The organism is Marinifilum sp. D737, from assembly GCF_026672275.1.
Lineage (GTDB): Bacteria > Bacteroidota > Bacteroidia > Bacteroidales > Marinifilaceae > Marinifilum.
The window spans coordinates 1-18,565 of record NZ_JANQCD010000006.1 but is presented as its reverse complement, the minus strand read 5'-3'; the positions used below and the strand labels follow the sequence as shown (position 1 = coordinate 18,565).

General features: G+C 36.1%; 16 protein-coding genes. 7 read left to right on the top strand and 9 right to left on the bottom strand.

Annotated elements, in window-relative coordinates; all coding sequences use genetic code 11:
• Positions 1 to 89: 89 nt before the first annotated feature.
• Positions 90 to 2,588: a DNA gyrase subunit A gene (gene gyrA / locus NQ163_RS05525; protein ID WP_268189280.1), complete on the bottom strand. Its 2,499-nt coding sequence runs from the start codon at positions 2,586 to 2,588 to the stop codon at positions 90 to 92.
• A 305-nt stretch (positions 2,589 to 2,893) separates the two neighbouring features.
• On the opposite strand from gyrA, the gene NQ163_RS05520 reads away from it, so the two are divergent.
• The 3 genes from NQ163_RS05520 (at position 2,894) to NQ163_RS05510 (ending at position 6,676) form a co-directional block, all read left to right on the top strand.
• Positions 2,894 to 5,392: an ATP-dependent Clp protease ATP-binding subunit gene (locus NQ163_RS05520; protein ID WP_268189279.1), complete on the top strand. Its 2,499-nt coding sequence runs from the start codon at positions 2,894 to 2,896 to the stop codon at positions 5,390 to 5,392.
• A 119-nt stretch (positions 5,393 to 5,511) separates the two neighbouring features.
• Positions 5,512 to 6,027: a thiol peroxidase gene (gene tpx, locus NQ163_RS05515; RefSeq protein WP_268189278.1), complete on the top strand. Its 516-nt coding sequence runs from the start codon at positions 5,512 to 5,514 to the stop codon at positions 6,025 to 6,027.
• Positions 6,028 to 6,085: 58 nt separating this feature from the next.
• Positions 6,086 to 6,676, top strand: a complete 591-nt coding sequence (locus tag NQ163_RS05510; RefSeq protein ID WP_268189277.1) for a 3'-5' exonuclease — start codon at positions 6,086 to 6,088, stop codon at positions 6,674 to 6,676.
• Positions 6,677 to 6,748: 72 nt separating this feature from the next.
• Here the strand turns inward: NQ163_RS05510 and rimO are convergent, their stop codons facing one another.
• From rimO to dinB, 8 genes are all read right to left on the bottom strand, one after another.
• Positions 6,749 to 8,047, bottom strand: a complete 1,299-nt coding sequence (gene rimO, locus NQ163_RS05505) for a 30S ribosomal protein S12 methylthiotransferase RimO (RefSeq protein ID WP_268189276.1) — start codon at positions 8,045 to 8,047, stop codon at positions 6,749 to 6,751.
• A gap of 145 nt (positions 8,048 to 8,192) precedes the next feature.
• Entirely contained in the window at positions 8,193 to 9,143 is a 951-nt protein-coding gene (gene ftsY, locus NQ163_RS05500) for a signal recognition particle-docking protein FtsY (RefSeq protein ID WP_268189275.1), read from the bottom strand.
• 161 nt (positions 9,144 to 9,304) lie between these two features.
• Positions 9,305 to 9,460 carry a DUF4295 domain-containing protein gene (locus tag NQ163_RS05495; protein ID WP_110359598.1) on the bottom strand — a complete coding sequence of 52 codons (156 nt, stop codon included), beginning with the start codon at positions 9,458 to 9,460 and terminating at the stop codon, positions 9,305 to 9,307.
• 9 nt (positions 9,461 to 9,469) lie between these two features.
• The gene (gene rpmG / locus NQ163_RS05490; RefSeq protein WP_054721833.1) at positions 9,470 to 9,652 is read right to left on the bottom strand and encodes a 50S ribosomal protein L33; all 183 of its coding nucleotides are present in this window, start codon (positions 9,650 to 9,652) and stop codon (positions 9,470 to 9,472) included.
• A 14-nt stretch (positions 9,653 to 9,666) separates the two neighbouring features.
• Positions 9,667 to 9,909, bottom strand: a complete 243-nt coding sequence (gene rpmB, locus NQ163_RS05485; protein WP_054721835.1) for a 50S ribosomal protein L28 — start codon at positions 9,907 to 9,909, stop codon at positions 9,667 to 9,669.
• A gap of 279 nt (positions 9,910 to 10,188) precedes the next feature.
• On the bottom strand, positions 10,189 to 11,097 hold the full coding sequence (locus NQ163_RS05480; RefSeq protein WP_268189274.1) for a YitT family protein: 909 nt from the start codon (positions 11,095 to 11,097) through the stop codon (positions 10,189 to 10,191).
• Positions 11,098 to 11,459: 362 nt separating this feature from the next.
• A complete protein-coding gene (locus NQ163_RS05475; RefSeq protein WP_268189273.1) occupies positions 11,460 to 14,408 on the bottom strand; it encodes a DNA polymerase III subunit alpha in 2,949 nt (982 codons plus the stop codon).
• A 151-nt stretch (positions 14,409 to 14,559) separates the two neighbouring features.
• A complete protein-coding gene (gene dinB, locus NQ163_RS05470) occupies positions 14,560 to 15,774 on the bottom strand; it encodes a DNA polymerase IV (RefSeq protein ID WP_268189272.1) in 1,215 nt (404 codons plus the stop codon).
• Positions 15,775 to 15,846: 72 nt separating this feature from the next.
• Between dinB and NQ163_RS05465 the strand changes: the two genes are divergently transcribed.
• The 4 genes from NQ163_RS05465 (at position 15,847) to NQ163_RS05450 (ending at position 18,413) form a co-directional block, all read left to right on the top strand.
• The gene (locus tag NQ163_RS05465; RefSeq protein WP_268189271.1) at positions 15,847 to 16,557 is read left to right on the top strand and encodes an XRE family transcriptional regulator; all 711 of its coding nucleotides are present in this window, start codon (positions 15,847 to 15,849) and stop codon (positions 16,555 to 16,557) included.
• Positions 16,558 to 16,634: 77 nt separating this feature from the next.
• Positions 16,635 to 17,156: an RNA polymerase sigma factor gene (locus NQ163_RS05460; RefSeq protein ID WP_268189270.1), complete on the top strand. Its 522-nt coding sequence runs from the start codon at positions 16,635 to 16,637 to the stop codon at positions 17,154 to 17,156.
• Positions 17,143 to 17,685 carry a hypothetical protein gene (locus NQ163_RS05455; RefSeq protein WP_268189269.1) on the top strand — a complete coding sequence of 181 codons (543 nt, stop codon included), beginning with the start codon at positions 17,143 to 17,145 and terminating at the stop codon, positions 17,683 to 17,685. The genes NQ163_RS05460 and NQ163_RS05455 overlap by 14 nt, the downstream gene beginning before the upstream one ends.
• A 92-nt stretch (positions 17,686 to 17,777) precedes the next feature.
• Positions 17,778 to 18,413: a flavodoxin family protein gene (locus tag NQ163_RS05450; protein WP_268189268.1), complete on the top strand. Its 636-nt coding sequence runs from the start codon at positions 17,778 to 17,780 to the stop codon at positions 18,411 to 18,413.
• Positions 18,414 to 18,565: the final 152 nt, after the last annotated feature.

Here is an 18,565-nt window from a genome sequence, read left to right as displayed (position 1 = left end):
TTTTTATAACAATCTCGAACAAAAATATACCTTTCTTTGAATATTCGAACAAGATTAATCACTTTATAATTATTCTAAGTATCAAAATACTATTCTTCAGTATTTTCAGTTGCTTGCTCTGCTCCTTTTTCTTCATCATCTCCATTCGATGAATTTACTTTGGCAACAGCAGCAATAGAATCGCTCTTCTTACTCAGGTTAATCAAACGAACACCTTGAGTAGCACGTCCCATAACTCGAAGATCTGAAACTGCCAATCGAATGGTAATACCTGATTTGTTAATGATCATCAAATCATCATTATCAGTAACATTCTTAATTGCAATCAAATCTCCGGTTTTTTCAGTAATGCTTATGGTTTTAACACCCTTACCACCTCTGTTGGTAATTCTGTAATCATCAATATTTGATCTCTTACCATAACCATTTTCCGATACAACAAGAATATCCTCTTCTCCATTCTCAACACATATCATGCCAACAACTTCATCACTCTCGTCTTTCAGCGTAATTCCTCGTACTCCGGATGCTGTTCTACCCATTGAACGAACTTGATCTTCAGCAAATCGAATGGCTTTACCAGAACGTCCTGCAATTAAGATCTCATTTTTACCATTGGTAAGTTTTGCTTCTAATAGTTGATCTCCTTCGCGAACGGTAATTGCATTAACTCCATTCACTCTAGGACGAGAGTATGCTTCAAGAGGAGTTTTCTTAACTACACCTTTCTTCGTACAAAGAACAATGTAGTTGTTGTTGATATATTCCTCTTCTTTTAGGTTTAGAACATTAATATATGCCTTCACATTGTCATCTGGCTCGATATTCAATAAGTTTTGAATAGCTCTACCTTTCGACTGCTTGGTTCCTTCTGGAATTTCATATACTTTAAGCCAGAAACATTTTCCTTTTTCTGTAAAGAACAACATGGTATTATGCATTGTTGCCATAATCATGTGCTCAAGGAAATCTTCTTCTCTGGTAATCGATCCTTTTGAACCTACACCACCTCTATGTTGTGTTTTAAACTCTGCCAGTGGCGTACGTTTAATGTAACCCATATGAGAAATCGTAATTACCATTTCTTCATCAGCATAGAAATCTTCCGGATTGAACTCTTCAGAAGCATAAACAATATCGGTTCTTCTTTCATCACCGTACTTTGCTTTAACTTCCATCAATTCTTCTTTAATGATATCCATTCTCATCGATTCATTAGCAAGAATTGCATTCAAGTGATCGATCAACTTCATCAATTCTTCATATTCTTCATGCAATTTCTCACGTTCTAAACCTGTAAGTTTCTGCAAGCGCATATCAAGAATTGCTTTCGCTTGAATTTCATCCAAATCAAAGTTGCTCATCAATCCGTTCTTCGCTTCTTCAGGAGTTTTAGAACCTCTAATTAATGCGATCACTTCATCAATATGATCCAAAGCAATAATCAACCCTTTAAGGATGTGTGCTTTCTTTTCAGCTTGTCTTAATTCATACTGAGTTCTGCGTACAACAACATCATGTCTGTGCTCTACGAAATTATCAATCAAATCACGTAGATTAAGCAATTTTGGACGACCTTTTACCAGTGCAATATTATTTACACTAAAAGAGGTTTGCATTTGAGTGTATTTGAATAACTTATTCAACACAACATTTGCAATTGCATCTCTCTTAAGATCAAAAACGATTCTCATACCATTACGGTCCGATTCATCGTTTACATTCGAAATTCCATCAATCTTTTTATCGTTGATTAAATCAGCAGCCTTCATAATCAGCTCCGCCTTATTAACCATGTAAGGAATTTCTGTTACAATTATCTTTTCACGGCCTTTTTCATCCGTTTCAATATTAGTTTTGGAACGAATTACTACGCGACCTCTACCCGTCTCAAACGCTTCTCTAACACCTTGGTATCCATAAATCGTACCACCTGTTGGGAAATCAGGAGCTTTAATAATCTTAATAAGCTCATCCATTTCCACTTCCTTATTATCAATAGTGGTTACAATCGCATCAATGGTATCCGATAAGTTATGTGGAGGCATATTGGTTGCCATACCTACAGCAATACCAGATGCTCCATTAACAAGAAGATTAGGAATACGGGTTGGAAGTACAGTTGGTTCCTTTAATGATTCATCAAAGTTTGGAACCATATCAACAGTTTCTTTATCCAGATCCGATAAGGTTTCTTCAGCAATCTTATCCATTCTTGCCTCTGTATAACGCATAGCAGCAGGGCTATCGCCATCTACAGAACCAAAGTTCCCTTGTCCGTCAATCAATGGGTAACGTAAAGACCAATGTTGAGCCATACGAACCATAGTCATGTATACAGAGCTATCACCATGTGGGTGATATTTCCCCAATACCTCACCAACAATTCTTGCTGATTTCTTATACGGTTTGTTTGCTGTGATACCTAACTCGCCCATTCCGAAAAGTACTCTTCGGTGAACCGGTTTTAAGCCGTCTCTAACATCTGGTAAGGCTCTGGAAACAATAACCGACATCGAATAATCGATATAGGCTGATTTCATTTCCTCCTCGATGTTGATACGTATAATTCTTTCTCCCGTAGTCATCTATAATTAATTTAAAATTCTAAACTTTTCTCAGAACTACAAAAGTAACAAAATATGTGATTTTTGCGTAAGAAAAGCATCTATATTTGTGTGTGGATTAAGATAAATATTATACATTTTTACTTTAGAGCTTGATTTCTAGTTTAATTCCAATTCCAATTGAGTTTTTAATTGAAAATTGATGTAGAAATTAGGCTGTATCTAATATTTTTTCATTATTTTAATGTTGCTTTTATCAATTCGAGAAATATTATTCGAATATTGACATTACAATTACTTACGAATTTAATTTAAAGACCTACTATATGGATTCAAAATTTTCACCTCGTATTAAAGATGTTCTTTCATACAGCAAGGAAGAAGCTGAAAGGCTTGGAAACAGTGCTATTGGAACGGAACATTTATTTTTAGGGATTCTTCGAGAAGGTGAAGGCATTGCTGTTGATATCCTTATCTCTTTGGGTGTTGATCTTTACGACATCAGAAAAAACATTGAAAGGGAAATTAAATCAGATACAATTACTGATTTAGATCAAAACAACATTCCTTTACAACGATCAGCTGAAAGAGTTCTTAAATTGATTTATTTGGAGGCTAAGGCCCTAAAAAATAACACCATTGACACCAGTCATTTACTCCTTGCCATATTAAAGGATGATAAGAGTATGGTAACTCAAATATTAGAGGACCAAACTGTAGACTATAATAAGGTAAAAGAGAATTTAAAAACATTGTTCCCTAAAGCTCAGGCTGATTATCCATCAGAAGAGCGTGAAGGAAAAGGTGGAATGTCTGGTGGATCAAAAGGATCGAGTGCCCGTGGCAAATCAGAAACTCCTGTATTGGATAACTTTGGTATTGACATTACAAAATCGGCAGAAGAAGGAACCCTGGACCCTATAGTGGGAAGGGAAACTGAAATTGAAAGATTAGCGCAGATCCTGAGTCGTCGTAAAAAGAACAATCCAATTTTAATTGGTGAGCCAGGTGTTGGTAAATCTGCTATTGCAGAAGGCTTAGCCCTTAGAATTGTTCAGAAGAAAGTATCGAGAGTGCTATTTGGTAAGCGCGTAGTAACATTGGATTTGGCATCAATTGTTGCAGGAACCAAATATCGCGGACAGTTCGAAGAAAGAATGAAAGCCATTCTTAATGAGTTATCGAAGACAACCGATATTATCTTATTCATCGATGAGATTCACACCATTGTTGGTGCTGGTGGTGCAACTGGCTCATTGGATGCTGCCAACATGTTAAAACCAGCTCTTGCCCGTGGAGAAATTCAATGTATTGGAGCTACAACTTTGGATGAATACCGCCAGAATATTGAGAAAGACGGAGCTTTGGAAAGACGCTTCCAAAAAGTGATGGTAGAACCTACCTCTCCTGAGGAAACCATTGAGATTCTAAACAACATCAAAGAACGTTACGAAGATCATCACAATGTGTATTACACTGAAGCAGCTATTGATGCTTGTGTAAAACTAACTTCGAGATACATTAGTGACAGATATCTTCCAGATAAAGCAATTGATGCATTGGATGAAGCAGGTTCTCGTGTTCACATTTCAAACATTCATGTGCCGGTAATTATCGAAGAACTTGAGAAAAAAATTGAAGAAACGCGTCAAAGTAAAATTAAAGCTGTAAAAGCACAAAAGTTTGAATTGGCAGCTAGCTTTAGAGATAAAGAAAAAAACTTTGCCGAAGATCTTGACAAAGAAAAGGAAAAGTGGGAACAGGAACTAAGTCTTAAAAAGGAAAAGGTTTCTGAAGAAGATATTGCAGAAGTTGTTGCAATGATGACAGGAGTTCCTGTAAAGAGAATTGCACAAGCTGAAGGTTCTCGCCTACTTAAAATGGATGATGAATTGCAAGGTAAAGTCGTTGGTCAGGACGATGCTATTGCTAAAATTGTGAAAGCAATACAACGCAATCGTGCTGGTTTAAAAGACCCTAACAAACCTATTGGAACATTCATTTTCTTAGGACCTACTGGTGTAGGTAAAACCCAGCTGGCAAAAGTTCTTTCCGAATACCTTTTCGATAGTTCAGATGCTTTAATTCGTATCGATATGAGTGAATACATGGAAAAATTTGCTGTATCGAGATTGGTTGGAGCACCTCCAGGTTATGTAGGATACGAAGAAGGTGGACAATTAACCGAGAAAGTGAGAAGAAAGCCTTATTCAGTAGTTCTTTTGGATGAAATCGAGAAGGCACATCCGGATGTGTTCAATATTCTTCTGCAGTTACTAGATGATGGTCAGTTGACTGATAGTTTAGGACGAAGAGTTGATTTCAAAAATTCAATCATCATTATGACCTCTAACATTGGAAGTCGTGAGTTGAAAGATTTTGGAAAAGGCATTGGTTTCCAAACCGGAGGAAATGACTCCAATGAGTATGCCAATAGCATTATCCAAAAGGCTTTGAAAAAAGCTTTCGCTCCTGAATTCTTGAACAGGATTGATGATTTGATCATGTTTAATTCTTTAACTCAAAAAGATATTCACAAGATTATCGACATCGAACTTAACGGATTATACAAGAGAATCAACGACTTGGGTTATAACATCAAAATTTCTACTGCTGCAAAAGATTTTATTGCAGAAAAAGGATACGATGTTCAGTTTGGTGCCCGTCCGTTAAAACGAGCCATTCAAAAGTATCTTGAAGATGAAATGGCCGAGGTTATTATTAAAGCAAGTATCTCTGAAGGTGATACAATTTCGGTAGGTTTAGACAAAACGAAACAAAAAATCACCACCAAAATACTGAAAGCACAGAAAGCGCTGGAATAAAAAAAGCCGGAGAATAATTCTCCGGTTTTTTTATGCTTTTTTCACACTTTTTCATTCTATTTATTTAGAATAAATCAAAACAATTTCTATCTTTGATCAAAACGACAAAATACATAATTATGCAAAAAAACAATAACAAAGTTACATTTGCAGGAAATGCAATGACTTTAGTAGGTACAGAAATAAATGCAGGAATGACAGCTGAAAACTTCACAGCTCTTGGAAAAGATTTATCTCCAGTTCAACTTTCTGATTTTGATGGAAAAGTAAAAATCCTTTCTGTATTTCCTTCAATTGATACCGGTGTTTGTTCAGCTCAAACTCACAGATTTAACAAAGAAGCTGCATCGCTTGATAAAGACATTCAAATCATTACATTATCAAACGACCTTCCGTTTGCTTTAGGTAGATTCTGTGGTGCTGAAGGTATCGAAAACCTGGTTACTTTATCGGATCATAAGGAATGTGATTTCGGTTACAAATATGGTTTCGTAGTTGAAGAATTACGTCTACTTGCTCGTGGTGTTGTGGTTATCGACAAAAACAACGAAGTAAAGCATGTTGAGTATGTTGCTGAAATGACTGAAGAACCAAATTATGCAGCTGCTTTGGAAGTAGCAAAATCTTTAGTTTAATCTAAGCTTGTAAAATAAACAGAAAGCTCCTTCGGGAGCTTTTTTAATATCACAACCTATGTACTTATTTTTCGATACCGAAACTACAGGTTTACCAAAAAGATGGAGTGCTCCGGTTACCGATTTGAACAATTGGCCACGTCTGGTTCAATTGGCCTGGCTACTGTATGACAGTCGCGATCAGGAAATTAAATCAGCCAACAGAATTATAATTCCTGAAGGCTTTACGATTCCTGCCGACGCATCGGATGTGCATGGCATTACAACGGAAAGAGCTTATGCTGAAGGTATAGATCTTCATGAAGCTTTAATTGAATTTTCATCAGCAATGAATGATGCAGAATTTTTAATTGCTCACAATATTAGTTTCGATGAAATGATAATTGGTGCTGAATTTATTCGTAAGGATGTAACAAGTCAATTGGCTGAGATTCCGAAAATCTGTACCATGAAAACCACAACCAACATTTGTAAAATTCCAGGAAGATATGGATACAAATGGCCAAATTTAACCGAATTGCATCAGCATCTTTTCCATAAAGGTTTTGATGGTGCTCATGATGCCCTTGCAGATGTTAGAGCTTGTGCAGATTGCTTTTTTGAATTGAAAAAATCGGGAATGTACCAACAGCAAGGAAGTTTATTTTAGAAAAATACTTTGTACAAAAAAACCATCTGCACTTTCACAGATGGTCTTTATTCTATTTTTGTACAGTTGGCATTACTTCACAATTCCAAACAAATCGTAATCTTCACAATCTGTTATTTCAACATTGTAGAATTCTCCAACTTTTAAATCTCCATTCTCGGCAGGAATTAAAACCTCAGGATCTACTTCGTAAGAATCAAATTCGGTTCTTCCGTAATAATAATCACCTTCCTTTCTGTCGATTACTACTTTTAACTCTTCGCCCAAACGTTTTTTATTGGCTTCCATGCTAATGTCTTGCTGAATCAGCATGATTTCCTCTTTTCTTCTCTCCTTTTCTTCTTGTGGAATATTATCCTCGTAGTGATTGGCAGCATAAGTATCTTCTTCGTCGGAGTAAGGAAATACGCCCAAACGTTCAAATTTCATTTCCTGAACGAAATTTTTAAGATCTTCCATATCTTCCTCTGTTTCACCCGGATGACCAACCAACATGGTAGTTCGAAGCGTTATACCTGGTACTTCTTCACGGATTTTCTTGATAAGGTCAATGGTTTTAGCTCGATCTATACCTCTTCGCATCAAATTTAACATGTTGTCGCTTGAATGTTGCAAGGCAATGTCGAGGTAACGGCAAACTTTAGGATTCTCACGCATTAATTTTAAAATCCCGTAAGGAAATTGGGTTGGATATGCATAATGCAACTTGATCCATTCCAGGTCTTCAATTTTAGATAGCTCTTCTATCAATTCTGCCAATTTCGATTCTTTGTACAAATCGATACCATAATAAGAAAGATCCTGAGCAATTACCAAAAGTTCCTTCACTCCTTCTTTTACAAGATTTTTTGCTTCTTCAACAATATCTTCAATTGGACGAGAAACATGTTTGCCTGTAATAATTGGAATTGCACAATATGAACATGAGCGATTACATCCTTCCGAAATTTTTAGGTAAGCAAAATGCTTTGGAGTAGTAACAACTCTTAAATTTTTAAAATCGGGCACATAGTCTTTATTCAACTCATTTACCATGCCTTTCCAGTCGAACTTCCCAAAATACTTATCAACTTCCGGAATTTCTTCACTTAGCTGTTCTCTGTATCTTTCCGATAAACATCCCATCACAAAAAGCTTATCGATTCTGCCATCTTTTTTTGCTTCTACGTATTGCAATATGGTATCAACCGATTCTTCTTTTGCATCGCCAATAAACCCACACGTATTAATAATAATGGTTTTGGCATCGCTATTCTCTTCTTCACATGTAACAGAAAACTGGTTTGCATCGAGTTGTTTCATTAACAATTCGGTATCAACCAAGTTTTTTGAACAGCCCAAGCTTATAATGTTGATTTTATTTTGACTCATACAATCCTCTTATCTCAAATTAAATTTTGGCAAAAATAGGATAAATTACTCTTTTTCCCATCTCGATATTTACTTTTGAATCTACTAAAATGAAAAAGGCTACCAAAAAAGGCAGCCTATTTTATATTATTGTGTGTATTTTTTTTCAATCAAACAATGAAGCCACAAATTCATCGCGGTTAAACACCTGCAAATCTTCCATTCCTTCACCAATTCCGATATATTTTACCGGCACCTTAAATTGATCGGATACACCAATTACAACCCCACCTTTAGCAGTACCATCCAATTTGGTAATTGCCAATGCATTTACTTCGGTTGCTTTGGTAAATTGTTTTGCCTGTTCAAATGCATTCTGACCAGTAGAACCATCCAATATCAAAAGGATTTCATTTGGAGCACCTGGAATTACCCTGTCCATTACACGTTTAATCTTGCTCAACTCGTTCATCAAGTTGACTTTATTGTGTAAACGTCCGGCAGTATCAATAATTACTACATCAGAACCCTCTTCCTTGGCCTTGGTTAAAGTTTCGAAAGCAACAGAAGCAGGATCGGCTCCCATTCCCTGATTCACAACAGGAACTCCAACTCGCTCCGACCAAATAATCAACTGGTCTACAGCTGCAGCACGGAAAGTATCGGCTGCACCAAGCATTACTTTCTTTCCGGCATTCTTAAATTGATGCGCTAATTTACCAATGGTTGTAGTTTTTCCTACTCCATTCACACCAACTACCATGATAACATATGGATATTCAGATTTTGGAAGTTGGTAAGCATCGTAATCACCTTTATTGTTTTCTTCAAGGAGAGCAGCAATTTCCTCTTTTAAGATTCGATTCAATTCTGATGTTCCCAAGAATTTATCCTGAGCAACTCTCTCTTCAATTCGTTCAATGACTTTTAATGTTGTATCCACACCCACATCAGAAGTAATTAACACTTCTTCCAACTCATCAAGCACATCATCATCAACGGTAGATTTACCAACAACAGCTCTGGAAAGCTTTTTAAACACACTTTCCTTTGTTTTGGCTAATCCTTTATTAAGATTTTCTTTTTTCGATTTCGAAAAACTTCCAAATAATCCCATTTCTTCTAAATTTTAAGCTGCTAAAGTACAAAAAATCGTAAACACAAACAATTAACAATAAACGTTTTAAAATAAAACAATAAAAGTTTTGCTTTAAAGCACAAAAAAAAAGCTTCCCAAATCGTCGGGAAGCTTTTATTATTCAGTATGATATGAATTTCTTACTTTTTAGCAAAGAAATCCTTAACGTTCTCATTTGGAACAATCTCTTCTTTAAAAGAGTATGAACCAGTCTTAGGCGACTTCACCATTTTGATTACTTTTGCGTAACCACGGCCTTCACCTTTCTGTAGGGTTGCTACTACTTTCTTAGCCATATCTTAAAATTATTTAATTTCTCTGTGAAGGGTTACTTTCTTCAAAATAGGATTGTACTTCTTCAACTCCATACGATCCGGAGTATTCTTTTTATTTTTAGTAGTGATGTATCTTGAAGTTCCTGGCATACCGCTTTCCTTATGCTCAGTGCACTCAAGAATTACTTGCACTCTATTACCTTTTTTAGCCATTTTCTATGCCTTTTTTAATAATTTTTAATAAATCCTTTTTCTTGAGCTTTAGTAAGTGCACCTTTTACACCTAATTTATTAATTAGACGTACTCCGGCAGCAGAAACTTTCAATTCAATCCAACGATCTTCTTCAGGAAGATAGAACTTTTTAACGAAAAGATTTGGATAGAATCTTCTTTTAGTTCTTCTCTTAGAGTGAGAAACATTATTTCCCACCATTACGCTCTTTCCAGTAATTTGACAAACTCTTGACATAGTCCAGATTATTTTTTTCCTTAAACGCTTTTCAAACAGGTCGCAAAATACGTAATAATTTTCTAAAAAATCAAATTATCTTACAACTTTTTACAGATATATTTTCAATCAGCATCAATCCCCCGCTAATCTGCAAAAACAATACGTTTTTATGATCTGCAATAATTCAGAATAACAAACAATAAATATCTGAATTGTAAATTGAAGTGATCCTACATGCAAAAATAAAAAAATCCCTCCGTATTCGAAGGGATTTAAGCAATTATCTCGATTTATTCTTTATTCTTCTTCTTCGTTCAAAGATTTAAATCCTTTACCGATAATTTCATTTGCTTCTGTTACGTTCACAAATGCTTCAGGATCTACCGATTTAACGTGTAGCTTCAAAATTTCAAGTTCTCTACGACTCATTACTGAGTAAACCATTTTTCTTTCTTCACCTGAGTAAGCTCCTGTACCTGTAAATACAGTTGCACCACGTTTTAAATCTCCTTTAATCTTAGATACGATTGATTCGTACTGATCAGAAACAATCATAACTGTTTTGTGATAGTTTGCTCCACTTACCACCATATCGATAATCTTACCTTCGATATAAATAATGATTAATGAATAGATCGCAAACTCCCAACCAATTGCTCCTGTTTCTGTTGGCTGTACCAAAGTAAACAACACAATTAAACCATCAACAATCATTACCAATTTACCCAGCGATAGCTTTGTGTACTTGGCCAAGATCATTGCAACAATATCAGATCCTCCTGAAGTTGCTCTGGACTTGAAGATCATTCCAATTGCAATACCATAAAATACACCTGCAACAATGGTATTCAACATTGGATCAACAATCACTTTTGGATATCCCGGAACAACATAGGTTTCCATAATCCAAACAGTTAATAGAATTGTAGCAATACTAACAATGGTTTTAACTCCAAATCGAGGCCCTAAAATTATGGTACCTATAATTACCAGAGGAATTTCCATTGCAAACGTGGAATAACTAATTTTCCAGCCAAACAGAGTGTTTAGTACGGTAGCAATACCATATACCCCACCTGGAGCCAATTTGTAAGGTACTACAAATAAGATGTCGGAAACAGCAAAAATGATACTACCCAAAATCAGGTAAGTGTACGCCGTTAACCATTCATTCGACAAGAACTTTTCTTTAGTAATAAAAGCCATTTTAATAGTGTTTGTTAAAGTGATAAAAATTCGCCGACAAAAATAGATTTGCCGATTTTATTTGCAAGATTTTTTCTCATTTTTCTCACTTTTATAAACACTTGAATAACAGAACAAAAAGAAAGTTTGGCATATTTTTTTTAGCAGCTTTTCAAAAAACGCTAAAAAAAGACGTCAAATTTTCACTTATGAATAGGTGATCTGAAGTATTACTCCTGATTTTAAAATAGTAATAGGACAAAAAAAATAGAATATAAAACTATGATTATGTACAGCAATCATGAATTGATAAATGTTATATCATACATTTCCTCTTTATTTGAGTGAATTTGAAGCATGTAAACAACACAAAAAGAGAATTTTCAGGCTGAAACGATATCATCAATACTTATATTTGGCATTCGTTCCATTTTACTTACTTCTATACTTAGAAATCCATACTCATCCATCACTTGCCCCTCTATAACATAACAGCCTGGTCCGCGAAATGGATACTCTTTGGCAATAGGTGGAAAATGCACAGTATCTAACCAATATCCATCTAAATCTATCCATGTTCCGAAATACATAATTTTACCATTACTGGCTTTTGTAGGCTTGCGATGAATTAAAAAACCAACAATTCTGATGTAACGATTGATTAAACGAGGCAAATGACAGGCTTTGATGTCGGAAGGCAAATCATTTTTCACCAATTGAAATGGTGATTGAACTGATAAGCCTAACAATTCCAATTGGTCAAATGCATCTTCGAGCTTGTGCTTCCACAATTCGGGCAGCTCAAATTCTTTTACCTCTGCCTGAAAAAGTGTTCTTTCCGGTTTGGTCTTCCTGCTATGTCCTAATAGAAAATGAGCATCCCACAACAGCTCTTTCTTTCCTTTTCCTGTAAATCGAAAAGCTCCAATACGTATTAATATTATCAATTGCTCCAAACTGCTTGGAAAACGTTTCACAAAATCGCGCAAGCTTTTAAAACTTCCATGTTCCCTGCGCTCTTCAATCATTTTTTTTACTGTTGAACCTTCCAAATCCCTCAAGAGGTAAAATCCCAGCCAAATGGTATCTTCATCAATGATATTTTCCCACGAACTCCGATTTACGCAGGGTACTTCTACCTTGGCACCATGCATTAGCGCTTCGTGCAGATAGAGTTGTGCAGAATAGAATCCTCCTCCATTATTTAAAGTTGCTACCATATATTCCAATGGATAATATGCTTTTAAATAAAGTGCCTGAAAACTCTCTACTGCATAACTGGCCGAATGTCCTTTTGCAAAAGCATAATTGGCAAAACTCTCAATTTGTCTCCAGATATCGCTCACCACTGTATCAGCATAACCTTTTGCTTTACAATTGGAGAAAAATTTACCTCTCACCTTTGCAAATTCGTTTCGCTGTTTAAATTTCCACGACATTCCCCGGCGCAAAACATCCGCTTCATCCAAACTTAGTTCGGCAAAATAATGAGCTACCTTAATTACATCTTCCTGGTAAACCATTACGCCATAGGTTTCCTCAAGTATATTATATAATTCAGGCAAATTACGTTTTGCCTGTTCTCTCCTTTCCTTATTCTGAAAACGAATAATGTATTCTCGCATCATTCCACTTTTGGCCACTCCCGGACGAATAATGGAACTGGCAGCAACCAGGCGTTTGTAATCTTCAGCTTTTAGCTTGGTTAAAAGCATGCGCATGGCAGGCGATTCCACATAAAAGCAACCAATTGCCTGTCCTTTTTTTAGCATTCTCTTTACGCGAGAATCCTCCATAAACAATTTGGTATCATTAATATCAATATCTATTCCATGATTCTGCTTAACGATCTCCAAAGTATCTTTGATTTTTCCCAAACCACGCTGACTCAGGATATCGAACTTATGCAGTCCCAAATCTTCAGAAATGTACATGTCAAACTGAGTGGATGGGAATCCTTTAGGCAAAAGCTCAGTGGCTGAATAATTGCTAATGGGCTCATTTGAAATTAAAATCCCACTGGAGTGAATACTATTGTGGCTTGGAAAGCTTGAAATATATCCACTATAGCGAATCACCCACTTTCCATATTCATCGGCTTGCGCTGGATTCGGATTTTTCTGCAAACGCACTATTTCTTGATCGGGCAAACCAAACACTTTGCCAATTTCACGAAAAGCCGACTTGTGACTAAAGGTGATGAAGTTTCCTAACAAGACAACATGGTCCCAGCCATATTTGTCAAACAAATAACGTGTGACATCATCCCGATCTGTCCATGAAAAATCGATATCAAAATCGGGAGGTGATGATCGGAACGGATTGATGAAGCGCTCAAAGTAAAGGTCTAAGTCAACCGGATCAACATTAGTGATTTTCAACAAGTAAGCAACCAGACTATTGGCTCCACTTCCTCGTCCAACATGATAATAACCTTTGCTCTGTGCATATCGAACCAAATCCCAATTAATCAGGAAATAGGAACAGAATTCAAGTTGTCGGATCACCTTCAATTCCTTATTTAAACGGTCTAAAATTTCATCGGTTATCGTATGATACCGATATTCTAAGCCCTCGCAGGCCAATTTCATTAACAGTTTAAAGTCTTCTTCTTCCGAATCGGTAAAAAGTTTCTTGTTTTTGTTGGTTCCAAATTCGAAATCCATACTGCAAGCAGCCAATAAAGCTTCTGTATTCCTTATAATTTCAGGATAATCTTTATACAATTCCAACAGTTCAGACTTACTTCTGTATCTATCTTCAAAACTCGCCTGTTCTTCTTTCGAAAGCTTACTTAGTAGTGTGTTTCTATCAATAGCTCGCAACAGTCGGTGGATATTGTAATCTTTTTTGTTGCGAAAACTTGCAGTTTGTAGAATTACCAGCTTATTCAGGCGATTCTTCCATTCGGAAAAAGGCAAGTGAGGTAAATCCTGTGGTCTGACTCCAATACATTCATTTGCTTTTAGATCGCGGTACTGGCTTTGAAATGGATAGATCACATAAACTTCATTCAAATCCGGAGCCTCAGGTTCAAACACCTTACTAGTATGCAGATTTCCTGATAAAAACTCATTGATTTCCCGAAAACCAATCGCATTTTTGGCCAGCAAAACATACTGCTGTATCGCTCTATTCCTGATATCTGCTCCCACAAGCGGTCGTACATTAAATTCCTTTGCCTGTCGTACAAAATCGAGACTTACTGCAGTATTATTAATATCAGTTAATACAATGGTATCGTGTCCTCCTGTCTGGCTTTCTTTTAAAACCTCCTCTACAGAAAGAGCTCCGTACTTAAAACTATAATATGAGTGGCAATTCAATAACATCAATAATGAGTAATGAATAATTAGTAATGAGTAATAATGTCTTTCGTCTTAGTATGAGTTATAAACTTTCATCATCTGTTTTAGATGAAATGGTTATAAAATCAACTCAAGCTCTATTATTCATTACTAATTGTTAATTATTAATTGATTTTTATCGTCTGCGGTGAGCAGGAACAATTGGAGCTTGTCCGTTAAAAGGATTCATTCCTCCAATGGTTTTTACATCCATTCCTATGGCGCGTTTCACCGCATTTTTCCCAAATTTGTTTCTCAAATGATCCATTTTTTGATACAGTTTAATGAGCTTTTCAGAGTCTTCGAACAGGCGAATTTGATAAGTTCCTCCTACCAAATTACTGAAACGAACTCCGATGAGTCGAATCAAAACCCGACGTTCATACATTTTATCAAACAGGTCGAGTACTGTAGCGATTAGTGTGTGATCGAGCGATGTGTAGGGAATTCGCTTTTGTTTGGTATAAGTTTGAAAATCGGAATAGCGAATCTTAAGCGTCACGCAAGCAGTTAGTTTGTTTCCATTTCGGAGCTGATAAGCCAAATTTTCAGCCATTGCAACCAAAATACTACGCATTTTCACAACATCAGTGGTATCTCGCTCAAAAGTTCGTTCTGTAGATATAGATTTTCTCTCACTCCAGGCAATCACTGGAGTATTATCAATACCCTGTGCTTTTTTCCAAATCACTTGCCCATTCTTCCCCAGTACACGTTCCATTAGCTCCATAGGCATTTCTTGTACGGTTCGTACCTTTTCTATTCCCATACTTCGCAACTTGTGGTAAGTTTTATCGCCTACCATAGGAATCTTTTTAATGGAAAGTGGAGCCAAAAAAGGAATCTCTTCACCACTATTGATATTGATATGATTATTGGGCTTGGCCTCGCCTGTTCCCACTTTAGAAACCGTTTTGCTGGTAGATAAACCAAAGGAAATGGGCAAACGAGTCTCCTTCATGATCTTTTCTCTCAGTTCCTTTGACCACATGTAACTTTCCTTTACAAAGCGATCCATTCCTGTTATGTCCATATAAAATTCATCAATAGATGATTTTTCGAACAAAGGCGAACGCTCCTTAATGATTTCTGTTACATGATCGGAATATTCGCTGTAAGTTCCACTATTTCCCCTAATGACAACAGCTTCCGGGCAAAGCATGCGCGCCATTTTCATGGGCATGGCAGAATGGATGCCATACATTCGTGCTTCGTAAGAACAAGCTGCTACCACTCCTCTATCTGATGTTCCTCCAATCAAGACCGGCCGATTGTTCAACCTACTGTCCTGCAACCTCTCACACGACACAAAAAATGTGTCTAAATCCATATGCAATATTGTCTTCCTCATTAAATGTCGATATTTTCGTCATAATCCTGTCAATAATTTAGTCTATTATGCGTATATTTGAAAGAAAAAAGCATGTTTTTTGCAGAAAATATCAAGTTCCTTCGCAAGAGAAGACGAAAATCGCAAGCCGACTTGGCTGAGCAATTGGAGATTACACGAACCACACTGGCGGGTTACGAAAAAAGCGTTCAACCACCTTTTAAAGTACTGGTGAAATTTGCCGAATACTTTAATGTTTCCATTGATGCATTAATAAGATATAAGCTGCAGGAATTATCGGAATTTCAGCTTTCGCAAATCGAAGATGGATTTGACATTGATGTAACTGGAAAGAAACTTCGTTTGCTTACCATATCGGTAAACCAGGATGGAGATGAAAATATAGAAATGGTTCCCCTAAAAGCACAGGCCGGCTATACAAATAGCTATGGCGATTTGGAATTTATAGAATCACTACCAAAATTCACTCTCCCATTCTTGCCCAAAGATAAAACCTACAGAACCTTCCAAATTGAAGGAGACTCCATGCTTCCCATTCCCGAAGGATCGTGGGTAACGGCATCTTATATTCAAAACTGGGAAACGATTAAAGATGGCACTCCATGCATTATTGTTACCCAGGAGGATGGTATCGTATTTAAAGTAGTATACAAGCAGTTTGAGAAAAATCAATCTCTCCTGTTGGTTTCTTCAAACAGAAATTATAAACCTTACGAACTGCCAATTGGAAAAGTAGTAGAGATCTGGAAATTTGAGACTTATAATGGCTTTGAGATTTTATAAGTAAAAAAATCAAAAAAAAAGTGTAACCAATCATACTCCTCCCTTACTAAATAGATAAAGAACAAAACACACACACATTGAAAAAAGAAGATCTATTTAATCAAATTCTATCGGATAATAGTGATCGAATACAACGGATATGTCGTTACTATAATTCGAATGCCGAAGATCAAAAAGATATGTATCAGGAAGTACTGATTAATATCTGGAAGAGTTTGGATCAATTTAAAGGTAAATCGGCAATTAGCACATGGGTTTATCGTGTAGCTGTTAACACATCGCTAAGCTTTACAGGCAAAAGCTACAGAGAAATGCAGCTAATAATAAACACCGATACGCAAAATCTAAGTTCTATTCTGGACAATGAAGATTTGGAAATCAAGCGAAAAGAAGAAAAGCAATTCAACCTACTTCAGAATGAGTTAAATATGCTTTCTGTGATTGACAAAGCCTTAATTTCTCTTATGCTTGAAGGATTAAGTATGAGAGAAATTGCAGATGTGATCGGCATTAATGAACCCAATGTAAAGGTGAAAATTCACCGCATTAAAACACAATTAAAAAACAAATTAACAGGAGGCAAGCATGAACTTAAATAAAACAAAGAACGAAAAAGTCAATCTGGATCAATTATTAGGGAAACTTAAAAAGGAGGATCGTAATTATTCTAATCTATGCAAAAGAATGAAGATTGTTTATTGGATTTTCATCCCACTTTACACGATCATTGCCTTTATACACTATTTTGACACAAAAGAGCTTACTGATTTGATTGCAGGACTGCTCCTTGTAGCAGCATTTTTAATATTTGCACTAGTATTTGGAAGCTACCAAAAAGAATACAAAAATGTTGATTACTCGCTGCCTACACTTCTCATGCTAAAGCAAGCAGCAGAAAGGTATCATCCGTTCCGAAAAAAGAGCATCCTGATATTTCTTGCCGTTTTTTTAATGAATGCCAGTTTTAATCTTAGGTCTCAACCATTATTCAATACTGTTGAATCTCAAATTGTTTTCTTTTCGATTTTTATACTTGCAATCATCATAGGTTTAGTAATTTGGTATTTTAAATACAAACCACTTCGCGATAATGCACTGGCAAATATTGCCGAAATTGAAGGCAATTAAACCTCTACGTAATTTTTTAACATCTTATTAAAACAAGCTAAACAATTGCAAGCTTACCTTTGCATTATCAATCAAATAAAAAACACAAACAAATGAAAGTAGTCGCATTTAACGGTAGTCCCAAAAAAGAAGGCAACACCTATCATGCATTAAAATTAGTGTGTGAACAGTTGGAAGAAAAAGGTATCGAGACCGAAATTGTAAATGTTGGTATAAAAAATGTAAAAGCATGTACGGCCTGTAATATGTGCTTTAAAAATAGAGATGAAAAGTGTGTGATCAAAAATGATGATGTAAATGACTGGATTCAGAAGATGAAAGAAGCCGATGGTATTCTTCTTGGATCTCCTGTACATTACTCGTCGTTAAGCGCCGGAATGAAATCTTTCCTCGATCGTGCATTTTATGTAGCTGGCGCTAACGGATCTTTATTCAGACATAAAGTGGGTGCATCCGTAGTTGCCGTTCGTCGTTCTGGCGGATTGCCTGTTTTCAACGAATTAAATAATTACCTAGCCTATTCCGAAATGATGATTCCAAGCTCAAACTATTGGAATGTGATTCATGGATTAATGCCAGGAGAAGTTCATCAGGATGAAGAAGGTGTGCAGATTATGAGAATTTTGGGTAAAAACATGGCCTACCTAATGGAAGTAATGAAAAATGGAAAAGAAACAGTAGAAGCACCTGAACAAGAAAGAAAAATACTTAGCAATTTTGTGAGGTAAAGGCGTATCATTGTTTTAGAAGAAGCTGTCGATTTATATTGGCAGCTTTTTTTTTGCAATTAACAAATCATTAACAATCGCTACGTGCCTTTATATTCAACATACCACACATCCATGTAACCATATTTCAGCTCTGTGCGATATTGTTTTCT